We start from the raw sequence: 14,677 nt of genomic DNA, 5'->3' as shown, positions 1-14,677 counted from the left end.
AGAAGGAGACACCATGACCCTCACCTTCATGCATTTCGAAGAGGGCGGCGCGGCGACTTGGGTCTTTCTCGCTCTCGCTCTCGCGCTGGTGCTGGCCGTGCCGCTGTTGCGCGAGGCGTTGAAGCCCCGGATGGACGCGGCGGCGCGAGCCGCGGCACCGGGCGCGGTCGCCACCCTCTCGCGCGGGCAGACGCATTACCGCTGGTTCGGGCCCGAGGGGGGCGCGGTCACGGTCTGCGTGCATGGGTTGACCACGCCCTCTTTCGTCTGGGATGGGCTGGCGCCGGGGCTGGCCGAATCCGGGCGGCGCGTTCTGGTCTATGACCTCTACGGGCGGGGTTTCTCGGACCGGCCCGAGGGGGCGCAGGACGCGGCGTTCTTCACCGGGCAGTTGCATGAGTTGCTGGCCGATCAGGGGATTACGGGACCGATCACGCTCATCGGCTATTCCATGGGCGGGGCGATTGCCACGGCCTATGCCGCCGATCATCCCGGCGCGGTGCAACGGCTCATCCTGATCGCGCCCGCCGGTCTTGGCCACGATCTCGGGCCAGTGGCGCGGATCGTCGCGCAAGGAGGCCCTCTGGCGCTCTGGATCATGCTGGCCTTCTTTCCGAACAGCTTTCGCCGGAGCTGCGAGACCGAGCGCGCGCTGCCTTCCTCGGTGCCGGGGATCGTTGACCGGCAAAAGGCGCAACTGGGCTGGCGCGGCTTTGTCCCCGCCATGACGCGTTCGCTCTCCGGGCTGCTTGCGTGCGACCTCGCACCGCTTCATGCCCGCATCGCTGAGGTCGGCCCACCCGTCCATGCCATCTGGGGGGCGGCGGATACCGTCATCCCGATCGCCTGCAGGGATCGCCTCGCCGCGCTCAACCCCGAGGCCCGCCACAGCGTGATCGCGGGCGCGGGCCACGGGCTGACCTATACCCATACGGGCGATGTGCTCGCCACCTGCCTCGACGAAGCCCCCACGCCCGGCGCTTGACAACCCCCCGCACGCAAGCGATGGACCGCGCCATGATATCCAACTTCCTTCAGGTCGCCATTGGCGGCGCGATCGGGTCTTGCCTGCGCTATGGCGTGGGGCTGGCGGCGCTGCGCCTTGCCGGTCCGGGCTTTCCGGTTGGCGTGCTTGCGGTCAATGTGCTCGGCTCGTTCCTGATGGGCGTGTTCGCGATGCTCGCGCTTGATCGGAGCCTCGCGCATCTCAGCCCGCTTGTGATGACTGGGCTTCTGGGCGGCTTCACCACGTTTTCGGCGTTCTCGCTCGATGCCGTGACGCTCTGGGAGCGCGGGGCCATGGGGCAGGCGGCGCTTTATGTCGGGCTGTCGGTCGGGCTTTCTATCGGGGCGCTGATCCTTGGCGCGGCACTGACACGGGGGGGCCTGGCATGAGCGGCGTTCAGATTATACGGGTGGCAGAGGGCGACGGCGATCAGAGGCTTGACCGCTGGCTGCGGCGACTGTTTCCCCATGTGGCACAGGCGCGCATCGAGAAGATGTGCCGCAAGGGCGAGTTGCGCGTCGATGGCGCGCGCGCCAAGGCAAGCACGCGGGTCGAGGCGGGGCAAGAGGTGCGCATTCCGCCCCTGCCCGTGCCGGGATCGGCCCCGACGGTGCAGAAATCCAAGGTATCCGAGGCCGATGCCGCAATGATCCGGTCCTGCGTGATCTTTCGCGACGACCATATCATTGCGCTCAACAAGCCCCCCGGCCTGCCGGTGCAGGGTGGCAGCGGGCAGGCGCGGCATGTGGACGGGCTCGCCGAGGCGCTGCGCTTTGGCCTCGAAGAGAAGCCGCGCCTTGTCCACCGGCTCGACAAGGACACCTCCGGCGTTCTGCTGCTGGCGCGCACGCGCGAAGCGGCCAAGGGCCTGACGGCGGCGTTCCGACATCGCGCCACGCGCAAGATCTACTGGGCCGCTGTTGCCGGTGTGCCAAGCCCGCGCATGGGTACGGTGCGCTATGGTCTGGTCAAGGCACCGGGGCACGGGGCGAAGGGCGAGGGCGAGAAGATGCTCTGCGTGCATCCCGGCAAGGTCACGGACACACCCGGCGCGAAGGCCGCAACCACCGATTACGCGGTGATCGAGGCGGCGGGCGGGCGCACCGCCTGGATGGCGCTTGTGCCGGTGACGGGGCGAACGCATCAGTTGCGCGCGCATATGGCCGAGATCGGGCATCCTGTTATCGGAGATGGAAAATATGGCGGGTCCGGGCAGGAGAATCTTGGCGATGGCTGGGGGGCGCAACTGGGCGGCGATGTGAGCCGCAAGCTGCACCTGCACGCGCGCTCGCTGAAGATCGAGCATCCCGTGACCCGCGCGATCCTGAGCCTGACCGCGCCGCTGCCCGAGCATATGCGGCGGACATGGGATCTTTTCCAGTGGCGCGACGCGGATGCGTCGGAGGATCCGTTCGAGGGCCTGGCATGAGCCGCCCCCTGCGTCTTGTGATCTTCGACGTGGACGGCACGCTGGTGGACAGTCAGGGCGACATCCTCGCGGCGATGCGGGTTGGCTTTGCCGAGCTGGGAGAGCAGGCCCCTGAAAAGAAAGAGATTCTCGGGATTGTGGGGCTGTCTCTCGACGTGGCGGTGGCGCGGCTCGCGCCGCATTTGCCCGCAGACGCGCGGGCGCGGATCGTCGAGGGTTACAAGGCCGCTTACATGGGGCTGCGCGCCAAGGCCGGGGTGGAACGGTCCTCGCCGCTCTATCCCCATGCCCGCGCGACGCTGGAGGCGCTGCACCGCGTGCCCGAGACCCTGCTGGGCGTGGCCACCGGAAAATCCGCGCGGGGGCTGGACAAGCTGTTGGACGGGCACGACCTGCGGTCCTATTTCGTGACGCGGCAGGTGGCGGATCATCACCCGTCCAAGCCGCATCCCTCGATGATCCGCGCCGCGTTGGCCGAGACCGGGGTTGCGCCGGAAAACGCGGTGATGGTGGGCGATACGAGCTTTGACATGGAGATGGCGCAGGCCGCCGGGATCACCGGGATCGGCGTAAGCTGGGGGTATCACAGGCCCGAGACGCTCACGGCGGCGGCGCGGATCGTGGAGGATTTCCGCGATCTGGCGGGGGTGCTGGACGAGTTCTGGAGCGGGCTGACATGAGCGGTTGGGTAGCAAAACGGTTCTGGAAAGAGGCACGCGCGGTCGATGGCGCATGCGGACATGGTGTCCACCTTGACGGGAGAAGTGTACGCACCCCCGCCAAGGCAGAGCTGCTTGTGCCGACCCGCGCGCTGGCCGAGGCGATCGCCGCCGAGTGGGGCGCGCAGGAGGGCGTGATCCAACCCGCCCGAATGCCCCTGACCCGTGCCGCGAATGTCACCATCGACCGGATGGAGCAACAGCGCGACGCGGTGGCCGCGATGCTGGCCGAGTATGGCGGCAGTGATCTGTTGTGCTATCGCGCGGAAGGTCCGTCCGAGCTGGTCGCACGGCAGATGGCTGCCTGGGATCCGCTTCTCGATTGGACCGAATCGGTCTTTTCCATCCGGCTGCGGGTATCGCGGGGCGTGATGCCGGTGAAACAGGAGGCCGCAGCGCTGGAGCGACTTCACGAAGAGGTGAAGCTGCTCGATAATTGGGCGCTGACCGCGTTTCACGATCTCGTAAATCTGAGCGGTTCTCTCATCATCGGATTTGCCGCGCTGCGTCGGCAGGCGGATGCGGACACGCTTTGGCAGATATCGCGCATCGACGAAACCTGGCAGGAAGAGCAATGGGGTAAGGACGACGAGGTCAGTGAGGCGGCTGAAAGGAAACAATCCGACTTTCTGAACGCCATGCGCTTTCACGATCTTTCGCGGAACACGATTGACGAAACGTAAGTCTTTCGAAACCGACCCCCAAACCCCGATTTTCTGAACAAACACTTGACGTTTTAGCCTGAATCCACACAAACTCGCGGGCACTGATCGGGGAAATACCCTTTTGACAGTACCAGACCGGCCCCGGAAAGGGCCAACGAAACCGCCCTTGAAAGGGTGGACAATCAGGAAGAGGTAAACATGAAGAAAACCGTATTCTTGGGCGCACTGACTGTCGCCGGCCTTGCGGCTGGCGCTTCGGCAGCGGCCACGCTGGATGACGTCAAGGCCCGTGGCAAGCTCAACTGTGGCGTGACCACCGGCCTTGTCGGCTTTGCCGCGCCCGACGCCAATGGAGTCTGGGAAGGGTTCGACGTGGCCCTGTGCCGCGCCGTTGCCGCCGCCGTGCTGGGCGATGCCAATGCTGTCGAGTTCGTGCCGACCACCGGCAAGACCCGTTTCACCGCGCTTGCTTCTGGCGAGATCGACTTGCTGGCGCGCAACACCACCTGGACCTTCTCGCGCGATACCGACCTGAAATTCGATTTCGTCGGCATCAATTACTATGACGGTCAGGGCTTCCTTGTTCCCAAGGCGCTGGGCGTAAGTTCGGCCAAGGAGCTTGACGGCGCCACGGTCTGCATCCAGACCGGCACCACCACCGAGCTGAACCTCGCGGACTTCTTCCGCGCCAACAACATCAGCTACGAGCCGGTGCCGATCGAGACCAACGCCGAAGGACAGCAGCAGTATCTGGCCGGTGCCTGCGACTCCTACACCACGGACGCGTCGGGCCTTGCTTCGACCCGCGCCGCCTTCGAGAACCCTGGCGATCATGTGATCCTGCCGGAAATCATCTCGAAAGAGCCGCTTGGCCCGCTGGTGCGCCATGGCGACAACGACTGGGGCGACATCGTGCGCTGGACGCTCAACGCGCTCATCACCGCCGAGGAACTGGGCGTGACCAGCGCCAACGTGAACGAGCTGGCCTCGGCCCCCGGCAGCAACCCGGAGATCAACCGTCTGCTTGGCACCGAGGGCAACCTTGGCGAGATGATCAGCCTTGACAGTGACTGGGCCAAGCGCGCGATCGCCTCTGTCGGCAACTATGGCGAGGTGTTCGAGAAGAACATCGGCGAGAAAACCCCGATCGGCCTTTCGCGCGGCCTGAACGCGCAGTGGACCGATGGCGGCCTGCTCTACTCGCCGCCGTTCCGGTAAGACCGGACCGACAAGGGGGCGCGGGGAAACCCGCGCCCTTCTCGCCTGTAACGAATGATAAACGTCCCCCCGTGCCACAGAGCGCGAAAAATCAACGGGACGAACAACGGGGAATTTCCCAGATGACAACGATCAGCGACCCGCCAAAGGCGTCGTTTCAGCTGTCGATGCTGATCTACGACACCCGGTTCCGATCCTACACGTTCCAGTTCATCGCGCTCATCCTGTTGATGCTGCTTATCGGCTATCTGGGCGCGAACCTGATGAAAAACCTGTCAGACCAGGGGCAGAACATCTCTTTCCGGTTCCTTCAGGATCCGTCGGGCTATGACATCAACCAGCGGCCCATCGAATATGACAGCCAATCGACCCATTTGCGCGCCTCGATCGTGGGGGTGCTCAATACGCTGATCGTGGCGTTTCTGGGTTGTCTGACCGCGACCGTGTTCGGTGTGGTCGCGGGCGTTCTGCGGCTCTCGCCCAACTGGCTCGTGCGCAAGCTGATGGCGGTCTATGTCGAGGCGTTCCGCAACGTGCCGGTGCTGATCTGGATTCTCATCATCTTTACCGTGATGACGGCGGTCATGCCCGCGCCGAATGCGTTCCGGGGTGAGAACGCGACATCCTCGATGCTGTTCGACGCCGTGGCCTTTACCAATCGTGGGGTCTATGTGCCCTCGCCGGTCTGGGGCTCGGGGTCGATGGTGGTGGTGCTGACCTTTCTCGCCTCGATCATCGGCATGTTCTATTACCGCCGCTACGCGACCAAGCTGCTTTACGATACCGGCAAGCTCCTGCCGATGGGATGGCCGTCGCTGGTGATCCTGTTCGTGCCGTCGATCCTGATGTATTTCGTTATGGGTCAGCCGATCAGCCTCGACTACCCGGAGCTGCGCGGCTTCAACTTCCAGGGCGGTCTGCATATCCGCGGCTCGCTCATTGCGCTGTGGTTCGCGCTGGCGATCTACACGGGCGCCTTCATCGCCGAGAACGTGCGAGCGGGCATTCAGGCGGTGAGCAAGGGGCAGACCGAGGCGGCAGCCTCGCTCGGGCTGCGGCCCAACCGGATCATGAACCTTGTGATCCTGCCGCAGGCTTTGCGCGTCATCATCCCGCCGCTCATCTCGCAATATCTCAACCTCACCAAGAACTCGTCTCTGGCGATTGCGGTGGGCTACATGGACGTGACCGGCACGCTGGGGGGCATCACGCTCAACCAGACGGGGCGGGCGATCGAATGCGTGCTGCTGCTGATGCTGTTCTATCTCACGATCTCGCTCAGCATTTCGGCGGTGATGAACGTCTACAACAATTCCATCAAGCTGAAGGAGCGCTGAGCCATGTCGCGTGACAATCTCGCCTTTGTGCGCTCTCACATGCTGCCGGAAGCGCCGCCGCCCGTGGCCGAGACGGGAGCGGTGAAATGGCTGCGGGAAAACCTGTTTTCCTCGGTCGGCAACACCCTCCTGACGCTGGTTTCGGCCTATGTGGTGGTGCGCATCCTTTTCGGGGTGGCGCCGTGGTTCTTCAACGGGATCTGGGACAGCCCCAGCCTTTCGGCCTGCCGGGAAATGCTGGACGGGCGCACGGGGGCCTGTTTCGCGGTGCTGACCGAACGCTGGAACCAGCTTCTGTTCGGGTTCAAATATCCGCCCGACCTCTACTGGCGCCCGACACTGGCCTTCGTGCTGCTTTTCGTGGCGGCAGCGCCGGTGCTGTTCATGAAGTATCTGCCGCGTCAGATGCTGATCTTTACCGGGCTATACCCGTTCATCGCCTTCTGGCTGATCTGGGGCGGGTCGATCATGGTGCCGATCTTCGCGCTTCTGGGCGTGCTTTTGGGCGCCTTTGTCTATTGGCGCACCCTGACGATCAGCGCGGGCGTCGCCGTGCTGGCCGGGATCGTCGCGGCGCTTGTGTTCTGGTGGGCCTCGCGTCTTGTGACGGCGCCGCTTGGGGACGTGCTTGCGCTGCAACCGGTCGTGTCGCGCGATCTGGGCGGGTTCATGGTGAACATGCTGCTGGGTGTGGTCTGCGTGTCGCTGTCGCTGCCCTTCGGGATCATGCTGGCGCTTGGCCGGCAATCGCGCATGCCGATCATCAAGTGGATCTGCGTGGTCTTCATCGAGTTCATCCGCGGCGTGCCGCTGATCACGCTGCTGTTCGTCGCCAACGTCGTCCTGGCCTATTTCCTGCCGCCGGGCACAACATTCGACCTGATCCTGCGGGTGATCATCATGATCACGATGTTCTCTTCGGCCTATATCGCCGAGGTGATCCGGGGGGGCCTTGCCGCGTTGCCGCGCGGGCAATACGAGGCGGCGGACAGTCTGGGCCTTGATTACGCGCAATCCATGCAGCTGATCATCCTGCCGCAGGCGCTCAAGATCTCGATTCCGGGCATCGTCAACGTTGCGGTGGGGCTGTTCAAGGACACCACGCTTGTCTCGATCATCTCGATGTTCGACATCGTCGGCATGATCCGCGGGCCGATCCTGGCCTCGACGGAATGGAACGGGGTCTACTGGGAGCTGTTCGGCTTTGCCTGTCTCCTGTTCTTCATCGTCTGCTACGGTATCTCTCAATATTCGCAATGGCTGGAGCGTGAGCTCCGGACCGATCACCGGTAAGGAGGGTCATCGACATGGCCGCAGAAACCCAAATGCAGATCTCGGACGAAATCGCCATCGAGATCACCAAGATGAACAAGTGGTATGGCGCGTTCCATGTGCTGCGCGACATCGATCTGACCGTCTATCGCGGCGAGCGGATCGTCGTCGCGGGGCCGTCCGGATCGGGCAAGTCCACGCTTATCCGCTGCATCAACGCGCTGGAAGAACATCAGAAGGGCAAGATCGTGGTGGACGGGACAGTCCTGAGTTCCGACATCAAGAACATCGACACGATCCGATCCGAGGTTGGCATGGTGTTCCAGCATTTCAACCTGTTCCCGCATCTGACCATCCTTGAGAATTGCACGCTGGCCCCGATCTGGGTGCGCAAGACACCCAAGCGCGAGGCCGAGGAAACCGCGATGCATTTCCTTGAAAAGGTCAAGATCCCCGAGCAGGCCGACAAGTATCCCGGCCAGCTTTCGGGGGGGCAGCAGCAACGGGTGGCAATCGCGCGCTCGCTGTGCATGCGGCCACGGATCATGCTGTTTGACGAACCCACCTCGGCGCTTGATCCCGAGATGATCAAGGAGGTGCTCGACACGATGGTGGCACTTGCCGAAGAGGGCATGACCATGATCTGCGTCACCCACGAGATGGGCTTTGCCCGGCAGGTGGCGAACCGGGTGATCTTCATGGATCAGGGGCAGATCGTGGAGCAGAACGAGCCCGAAGAGTTCTTCAACAACCCGAAATCGGAGCGCACCAAGCTGTTCCTGAGCCAGATCCTCGGGCACTGAACCCGTTGCATCGCTGAACATCGCCCGCGTCCGGCATTGCTTGGCGCGGGCTTTTTCGTGGCGGAAATCCCGGTTAGAAGACGCGCGAAACCACGCCGGAGGCCCGCCCCATGTTCACCACCACCCTGATCGCACCCGAGGGCGCGCTGTCGCCCGCGCTGGCCGAGGCGATGCGCAATGCCTGGGGAGGCGGCGATCTGCGCTGGCTTGCGGCCGACGAGGCAGCCGAGTTCGATATGGGCATGGTGCCCGGCAATCGCTGGGAGGTCTGGGAGGAGTTGCAGCGCGCGCGGGTCGATCTGGTAGTGCAGCCATCCGAGGGCCGGCGCAAGAAGATGCTGCTGGCCGATATGGACAGCACCATGATCGAGCAGGAATGCATTGACGAGCTGGCCGAGGTGGCGGGCGTCGGAGATCATGTGCGCGCCATCACCGCGCGCGCGATGAATGGCGAGCTGGATTTCGAGGGGGCGCTTCTGGAACGGGTCGGGCTTTTGCGCGACCTGCCCGAGCGCGTCATTGGCGAGGTGCTGGAGACCCGAATCACTCTCATGCCCGGCGGACCCGAGCTTGTGGCCACGATGACGGCGGCGGGGGCCTATTGCGCGCTGGTCTCGGGAGGATTCACCGCCTTCACGCAAGCCGTGGCGGCGCGGCTTGGCTTTCACGAGAACCGCGCCAACACGCTTCTGGCCAAGGGCGGGCGGCTTATCGGCGATGTGGCGCGGCCCATTCTGGGGCGCGATGCCAAGGTGCGGGCGCTTGACGAGATCAGCGCGCGGCTGGGGATTTCCGAGGGCGACGTGATCGCGGTTGGCGACGGGGCCAACGATCTGGGGATGCTGGCCCGCGCGGGCACGGGCGTGGCGCTTCATGCCAAGCCAAGCGTGGCGGCGGAATGTGATATCCGCATCAACCATGGCGACCTGACGGCGCTGCTGTATCTTCAGGGATATGGGCGGGAAGAATTTTCCGGCGGCACCCGGCGGCCGTGACCGGCGGGTTTTCGGACGTGGACAACCCCGACGCGGGGGCCAGGATCGCACCCCCGGCATGATTGCGCTCCGCCAGGAAAGCGCGCTGATCGCCCGCGTGGTGCCGGGGCGCGCCTGCGCCCGCCCCGGCGTGATCTCAGCCCTCGCTTGGCGGCAGGATGCCCTCGGCCTGCGCGGCGCTGACTTCCTCCTCGCTGAGGGCGCCATCGGCATTCTTGTCCGCATTCAGGAACGCATCCACTGACACGCCGGGAAGAGCCTCCTGAAACTCGGCCATCGAGACATAACCATCGCCATCGGCGTCAAGCGTGTCGAAATCGGCGGCGAGCGCGCCAACACCAAGGCCAAGCGCCATCGAGAGGCTGGTGAGGGTCAGGGTCAGAGTTCTGTTCATGTCCGGTTCCTTTCGGTCAGGTTGCGGGGCGCGGGGATGCGCCACCGCGGGGCAAGATGGCTGCGTCCTGACCGCGTGTCGCGGGGTCGTGGCGATTGTCGGGATTTCACGCAAGAAGATGCCGGATCGGGCGGGTCGGTTGCGCGCCCCTCCGCCACTCCGGAACCGCGCGCGAGGCACCGCCGAGCGCACCCGGCGTTCTCGGCGGTGCCCTGCCCAAAAAGGCGGACGGCCGTGTCGGTCAATCCTTGCCGATGGCGACTCAGGCCAGCGCGGCGGCGGGGCGAATCGCGCCGGTCTCGATCCCGCGCCAGTTGGTGATGGGCGCGTTGCGGAACTTGCGCGCCGAGGGGTGATCGGGATCAAGGGCACCAAGCCGAACGAGGATCGAGGCGATGGCGCATTCCGCGCCGCGCGTGCCGCCATCGACGATCTTGAGCGCCACGCCCATCTTGCGCGCGGGCAGGATCGCGATGAAGAATGCCTCGGCCCCGGTCTTGAGCGCCACCGGCTCGGAACAGGCGCGCATCAGTTCGGTGCAGGCGCGCCCCTCGCCTGCCACAAGCGCGGGATGGGACACCATCGCCTGCCAGAGGCGGCGGGCGGCGCGCTCTTCACTGGTCGCCTCGCCCGCGCCCGCGTACCAGGCCATCGCGCGCGCCATGGCATGCAACGTCGTTGCCGGGTTGGGCGCGGAACATCCGTCGATAACGTGATAGGGCGAGGTTCGATCGGTGACGGTCTCGAACGCCTCGATCACCGCGCGCTGCACCGGATGGGCGGGGTCGATGTAATCGGGACCGCCGCCAAGATGCCGGTTGAGGGTGAGAAAGCCGGAATGCTTGCCAGAACAGTTGTTGTGGATCTGGCACGGGGACTGCCCTGCCCGGATCAGCCTGTCGCGCGCCGCGCGGTCCTGCGGCTCGTGCGCGCCACAGCGGAAATCGCTCTCGGACAGGCCCAGACCGGTGATCCAGTGTTCCACCCGCTCGGTATGGATTGCAGCACCGCTATGCGAGGCGCAGGCGAGCGCAAGCTGCTCGGACGTGAGCCCGTGCGCGTCCGCCGCACCCGAGGCGACAAGGGGCAGGGCCTGAATCATCTTGGCCGAGGAGCGCGGCAGGATGATTTCATCCGTGTTGCCCCAGGCTTCGACAATCCCGCCCGAGGCGTCGCAGATCACGGCATGACCCAGGTGAACGCTCTCGGGGCGCGGGCCGCGCCAGATTTCAGTCAGGGGGACGGCCTGGATCATGCGGGCGCTCCGTTTCGAGAGGGGTGACGCGGGCGAAAATCCGCCACTTCCGCCTTTCACTCCTCGCCTGTTTCAGGCTAATGTTGCATCGTCGAGTAGGGACAGGTCGCATAAAACAAAGACCCCGTAAAGGGCGGTCGGCGGCCAGACAAATGAGGCACGGACAGCTTGGAGGCTGGACAATGAAAGCACGGATAGCGGCAGGGCTTGCGCTTGTTCTGGCGGGAGCGATGGCAACGGGTGTGACGGCACAGGCAACCAGCACGAACCAAGTGGCCACCAGCACGGCATGGAGCGTGTTCGAGGAAAAGGATCCCCGCGAATGCTGGGCAGTGTCGGCGCCGACCGAGACGGTCAACACGCGGGACGGGCGCGTCGTCGCGGTGCGGCGTGGCGATATTCTTTTGATGACGTTTTTCCGCCCCGGCGCCGATGTTCAGGGGCAAACCACATTTACCGGCGGCTATCCCTTCGCCCCCGGCTCGACCGTGAACATGCGCATCGGCGATGCCAGCTACGAGATGTTCACCGAGGGCGAATGGGCCTGGCCCGCAAGCGACGAGGATGACGCGAAAATCCTGGCGGCGATGAAGCGCGGGGCCGATGCGGTGCTGACCGCGCGCTCGGCGCGCGGCACGCAGACGCGGGATACGTTCTCGCTCCTCGGCTATACGGCGGCGGTGGACGAGGCCGAGAAACGCTGCAGATAGGTTCTTATCGCAGCACCTTGCCTTCGGGCCAGTTCATCCGGGTGGTGAGCGTGATTGTGTGCCGCTCGCCGGGCGGCAGGTCAAAGTTCCAGCCAAGCACGCCGCGCCTGTTCTCGACATCGCTCTCGTCGGGGCGCGGCGCGGCTTCCCATGTGATGCGCAGATCGCTCTGCTCGGAGACCGGCACCCGGTCAATCAGATGGAGCGGCCATGTCTCGCCGGTCAGGTTTTCGACCGCGATCTCCACCTCTTCGCGCGCCTCGGTGGCGCGGGTGATAAGACCACGGTCGCCCTCGGTGCGGGCCCTGATCACGCGCGACAGGCGCAGCCCATCAATGGGACCAAAGGACAGGGCCACCGCGTCGCCCCCCGTCACCAGCGGCAGCCAGCGTTGCCCAGTATATCGCCCGTCGAGATAGAACCGCGCCTCGGGCGTAGGCAGAAGCACCTCCTCGGCGGGGATCGTCACGCGCGCCGCAAGAAAGGCCGTCTCGTCCAGCAGCGGCACGGCGCGGGCCTCGATCCGGGCCAACGCCTCGATCGACGGAAGCATGAGGCGCACGCGGTCGGCATCGGTGGCAACATTGACCGGGGCAGGATAGGAATACCTCACGGACAGCCCGTCGAGTTCGGGGCGTGCCATGTCAGCGGCGGCCTCGGCCATGGGGGCGGCACTCATCGCCACGACCTCGGCCTTCATGCGCGGCATCGGGTCGATCTCGTCGGGATCGACAAGGCGGGGAATCCACGGCCAGATCTGCCCCGGCGCACCCTGCTCCGAGGGGCGGCGGGTGGAAAGCGTCAGCGCCACGTCGGCCCAGTTCTCGCCGGTGTTCTGATGCACGAAGGCACCGCGCTCGATGCGCAGCGCGCCGGTGTCGCGGGCAAGGTGCAGGTCATAGAGCGGCTGCCAGCCCGCGTCAGGGATGGTATAGGTCACGCGCAGGGTGCCCTCGGTCGCGGTTTCGGTCGCGACGCTGACGGCGAGCATGGCGCGCGCCTCTGTTTCCGGAACAAGCGCCTTGAGCGCCTGCTCGGCGCGGTCAAGCTCTTGCGTGAGGTCTTGCAGCCCCCGTTCGGCGGCCTCGGCACGGCGGGTGGCCTCGGCACTCTCGCGCCGCGCAGAAAGCGTCTCGGAGCCGATCATGGCCGCCAGGTCGCGCAGGGCGTCGGGGCCAAGCGTGGCCATCCCCTCGCCCCGCCCGATGCCTTCGAGAAAGGCGATGCGGGCGTGCGCGGCCTCGGCCTCGAGGCGGATATCCGCGATCCCGGCGCGGGCGGTGCGCAGCGCGTCTTGCAGGCGCTCCACCTCGGCCCGGGCGGCATTGCGGGCGGCGTCATCGGTCTCGGGGCGGGGCGGAACATAATCGTTGCGCGTGCTGACGCCACCCATGCGCGCACCGTCGAGGGTGACGCGAACCGTGGCAAGCGGCGTGCCCTTGGGCAGATCGGCAAGGATCAGCTCATGCGCGCCGGCAGGCACGGAAAAAGGTGCCTCACGGATGACCGAGGCGCCTTGTGGATAGAGGGTGACTGCGCTTACCCGGCTGCTGAGGGGGATGTCATCGGCGAGAGCGGCAAGGGGCAGGCAGGCAAGGCAGAGGGTGAGAGCACGCATGGGACACTCCTGAAATCGCATGGGAGGACTGTCAGGCGGGAGGCGGCAATGCGCAAGCTTATGGAACGGGTCTGCGCGGATTAACGCCGCTTCCCGGCAAAACCGGCGCACGCATTGTCACGCGCGGACTGTCACGCAGGAAAAAGCGCGCCCCCATGGGGACGCGCCCGTCAATCTCCCGTCGGGCGGGATCAGCCCTTTTTCAGCACCCGCTGTCCCAGCACTTCGGCGATCTGCACAGCGTTGAGGGCAGCGCCCTTGCGCAGGTTGTCGCTGACGCACCAGAGGTTGATGCCGTTGTCAATGGTCGGGTCCTGCCGGATGCGGCTGATGAAGGTGGCGTAATCGCCGACGCATTCGATCGGCGTGACGTAGCCGCCATTCTCGCGCTTGTCGATCACCATGATACCGGGGGATTCGCGCAGGATGTCGCGGGCTTCGGCCTCGTCCAGATGATCCTCGAACTCGATGTTGATCGCCTCGGAATGACCGACAAAGACCGGCACCCGCACGCAGGTGGCGGTGATCTTGATCTTGGGATCAAGGATCTTCTTGGTTTCGGCGACCATCTTCCACTCTTCCTTGGTCTGCCCATCCTCAAGGAATACGTCGATGTGCGGAATCACGTTGAACGCGATCTGCTTGGTGAACTTGCGCGGCGGCTGGTTGTCGGTCGGGTTGTAGACGGCCTTGGTCTGATCCCAAAGCTCATCCATCCCCTCCTTGCCCGCGCCCGACACCGACTGATAGGTCGAGACCACAACGCGCTTGATGCGGGCGCGGTCATGCAGCGGCTTCAATGCCACCACCATCTGCGCGGTAGAGCAGTTGGGGTTGGCGATGATGTTCTTCTTGGCATAGCCCAAGACCGCCTCGGGGTTCACCTCGGGCACGATCAGCGGCACGTCGGGGTCGTAGCGGTAGAGCGAGGAGTTGTCGATCACGACACAGCCCGCCTTGGCCGCGCGTGGCGCGTAGGTCTTGGTCGGCTCGCCTCCGATGGAGAAGAACGCGATATCCCATCCGGTAAAATCGAACGTGTCGAGATCCTGCGTCTTGAGAGTTCGGTCGCCAAAGCTCACCTCGGTGCCGAGCGAGCGGCGCGACGCAAGCGCCGCGATCTCATCGACCGGAAACTGACGCTCGGCCAGGATGTTGAGCATTTCGCGGCCCACATTGCCCGTGGCGCCCGCGACGACGACCTTGTAACCCATGATGTTGCCTCCAGTGCGGGGTTGCGGGGGCGTCATACAGGG

Annotated in this window: 15 protein-coding genes; 11 read left to right on the top strand and 4 right to left on the bottom strand. The window is 65.1% G+C overall.

All coding sequences use genetic code 11. The features are described from left to right. Positions 1-13 precede the first annotated feature (13 nt). The 10 genes from KAK09_RS08290 (at position 14) to serB (ending at position 9,444) form a co-directional block, all read left to right on the top strand. A complete protein-coding gene (locus tag KAK09_RS08290; RefSeq protein ID WP_247651125.1) occupies positions 14-985 on the top strand; it encodes an alpha/beta fold hydrolase in 972 nt (323 codons plus the stop codon). Positions 986-1,017: 32 nt separating this feature from the next. After that, positions 1,018-1,395, top strand: coding sequence for a fluoride efflux transporter CrcB (gene crcB, locus KAK09_RS08285; protein ID WP_210878461.1), 378 nt, complete (start codon positions 1,018-1,020; stop codon positions 1,393-1,395). Continuing rightward, positions 1,392-2,435: an RluA family pseudouridine synthase gene (locus tag KAK09_RS08280; protein ID WP_210878460.1), complete on the top strand. Its 1,044-nt coding sequence runs from the start codon at positions 1,392-1,394 to the stop codon at positions 2,433-2,435. The genes crcB and KAK09_RS08280 overlap by 4 nt, the downstream gene beginning before the upstream one ends. Next, positions 2,432-3,115, top strand: a complete 684-nt coding sequence (locus KAK09_RS08275; RefSeq protein ID WP_210878459.1) for an HAD-IA family hydrolase — start codon at positions 2,432-2,434, stop codon at positions 3,113-3,115. Before KAK09_RS08280 ends, KAK09_RS08275 begins: the two co-directional genes overlap by 4 nt. Continuing rightward, positions 3,112-3,837, top strand: coding sequence for an ATP12 family chaperone protein (locus KAK09_RS08270; RefSeq protein WP_210878458.1), 726 nt, complete (start codon positions 3,112-3,114; stop codon positions 3,835-3,837). The genes KAK09_RS08275 and KAK09_RS08270 overlap by 4 nt, the downstream gene beginning before the upstream one ends. A gap of 180 nt (positions 3,838-4,017) precedes the next feature. Beyond that, complete coding sequence (locus tag KAK09_RS08265) at positions 4,018-5,037, top strand: amino acid ABC transporter substrate-binding protein (RefSeq protein ID WP_210878457.1); 1,020 nt, start codon at positions 4,018-4,020, stop codon at positions 5,035-5,037. A gap of 122 nt (positions 5,038-5,159) precedes the next feature. Beyond that, positions 5,160-6,374 (top strand): amino acid ABC transporter permease, encoded by a 1,215-nt coding sequence (locus KAK09_RS08260; RefSeq protein ID WP_210878456.1) that lies wholly within the window; start codon positions 5,160-5,162, stop codon positions 6,372-6,374. Positions 6,375-6,377: 3 nt separating this feature from the next. After that, positions 6,378-7,667 carry an amino acid ABC transporter permease gene (locus KAK09_RS08255; protein ID WP_210878455.1) on the top strand — a complete coding sequence of 430 codons (1,290 nt, stop codon included), beginning with the start codon at positions 6,378-6,380 and terminating at the stop codon, positions 7,665-7,667. A 14-nt stretch (positions 7,668-7,681) separates the two neighbouring features. Beyond that, positions 7,682-8,449, top strand: a complete 768-nt coding sequence (locus KAK09_RS08250) for an amino acid ABC transporter ATP-binding protein (RefSeq protein WP_210878454.1) — start codon at positions 7,682-7,684, stop codon at positions 8,447-8,449. Between the two features lie 110 nt (positions 8,450-8,559). After that, the gene (gene serB / locus KAK09_RS08245) at positions 8,560-9,444 is read left to right on the top strand and encodes a phosphoserine phosphatase SerB (RefSeq protein WP_210878453.1); all 885 of its coding nucleotides are present in this window, start codon (positions 8,560-8,562) and stop codon (positions 9,442-9,444) included. A gap of 136 nt (positions 9,445-9,580) precedes the next feature. Here the strand turns inward: serB and KAK09_RS08240 are convergent, their stop codons facing one another. Both KAK09_RS08240 and KAK09_RS08235 read right to left on the bottom strand, forming a co-directional pair. Continuing rightward, positions 9,581-9,838: an EF-hand domain-containing protein gene (locus tag KAK09_RS08240; protein ID WP_210878452.1), complete on the bottom strand. Its 258-nt coding sequence runs from the start codon at positions 9,836-9,838 to the stop codon at positions 9,581-9,583. 262 nt (positions 9,839-10,100) lie between these two features. After that, positions 10,101-11,093 (bottom strand): asparaginase, encoded by a 993-nt coding sequence (locus KAK09_RS08235; RefSeq protein WP_210878451.1) that lies wholly within the window; start codon positions 11,091-11,093, stop codon positions 10,101-10,103. A 182-nt stretch (positions 11,094-11,275) separates the two neighbouring features. On the opposite strand from KAK09_RS08235, the gene KAK09_RS08230 reads away from it, so the two are divergent. Continuing rightward, positions 11,276-11,803: an invasion associated locus B family protein gene (locus tag KAK09_RS08230; protein ID WP_418895519.1), complete on the top strand. Its 528-nt coding sequence runs from the start codon at positions 11,276-11,278 to the stop codon at positions 11,801-11,803. 4 nt (positions 11,804-11,807) lie between these two features. Here KAK09_RS08230 and KAK09_RS08225 read toward each other — a convergent pair whose 3' ends face one another. Together KAK09_RS08225 and KAK09_RS08220 are read right to left on the bottom strand one after the other, a co-directional pair. Then, positions 11,808-13,421: a DUF4139 domain-containing protein gene (locus tag KAK09_RS08225; RefSeq protein WP_210878450.1), complete on the bottom strand. Its 1,614-nt coding sequence runs from the start codon at positions 13,419-13,421 to the stop codon at positions 11,808-11,810. 191 nt (positions 13,422-13,612) lie between these two features. Further along, positions 13,613-14,635, bottom strand: a complete 1,023-nt coding sequence (locus tag KAK09_RS08220; RefSeq protein ID WP_210878449.1) for an aspartate-semialdehyde dehydrogenase — start codon at positions 14,633-14,635, stop codon at positions 13,613-13,615. Positions 14,636-14,677 lie beyond the last annotated feature (42 nt).

Source organism: Roseovarius autotrophicus (assembly GCF_018069895.1).
Classification (GTDB): Bacteria; Pseudomonadota; Alphaproteobacteria; order Rhodobacterales; family Rhodobacteraceae; genus Roseovarius; species Roseovarius autotrophicus.
This window is presented reverse-complemented; position numbering and strand designations above follow the sequence as displayed.

Coding starts and splice junctions, on each gene's coding strand:
- KAK09_RS08290 (WP_247651125.1), top strand. CDS start 14: ATGACCCTCACCTTCATGCATTTCGAAGAGGGCGGCGCGGCGACTTGG.
- crcB (WP_210878461.1), top strand. CDS start 1,018: ATGATATCCAACTTCCTTCAGGTCGCCATTGGCGGCGCGATCGGGTCT.
- KAK09_RS08280 (WP_210878460.1), top strand. CDS start 1,392: ATGAGCGGCGTTCAGATTATACGGGTGGCAGAGGGCGACGGCGATCAG.
- KAK09_RS08275 (WP_210878459.1), top strand. CDS start 2,432: ATGAGCCGCCCCCTGCGTCTTGTGATCTTCGACGTGGACGGCACGCTG.
- KAK09_RS08270 (WP_210878458.1), top strand. CDS start 3,112: ATGAGCGGTTGGGTAGCAAAACGGTTCTGGAAAGAGGCACGCGCGGTC.
- KAK09_RS08265 (WP_210878457.1), top strand. CDS start 4,018: ATGAAGAAAACCGTATTCTTGGGCGCACTGACTGTCGCCGGCCTTGCG.
- KAK09_RS08260 (WP_210878456.1), top strand. CDS start 5,160: ATGACAACGATCAGCGACCCGCCAAAGGCGTCGTTTCAGCTGTCGATG.
- KAK09_RS08255 (WP_210878455.1), top strand. CDS start 6,378: ATGTCGCGTGACAATCTCGCCTTTGTGCGCTCTCACATGCTGCCGGAA.
- KAK09_RS08250 (WP_210878454.1), top strand. CDS start 7,682: ATGGCCGCAGAAACCCAAATGCAGATCTCGGACGAAATCGCCATCGAG.
- serB (WP_210878453.1), top strand. CDS start 8,560: ATGTTCACCACCACCCTGATCGCACCCGAGGGCGCGCTGTCGCCCGCG.
- KAK09_RS08240 (WP_210878452.1), bottom strand. CDS start 9,838: ATGAACAGAACTCTGACCCTGACCCTCACCAGCCTCTCGATGGCGCTT.
- KAK09_RS08235 (WP_210878451.1), bottom strand. CDS start 11,093: ATGATCCAGGCCGTCCCCCTGACTGAAATCTGGCGCGGCCCGCGCCCC.
- KAK09_RS08230 (WP_418895519.1), top strand. CDS start 11,276: ATGAAAGCACGGATAGCGGCAGGGCTTGCGCTTGTTCTGGCGGGAGCG.
- KAK09_RS08225 (WP_210878450.1), bottom strand. CDS start 13,421: ATGCGTGCTCTCACCCTCTGCCTTGCCTGCCTGCCCCTTGCCGCTCTC.
- KAK09_RS08220 (WP_210878449.1), bottom strand. CDS start 14,635: ATGGGTTACAAGGTCGTCGTCGCGGGCGCCACGGGCAATGTGGGCCGC.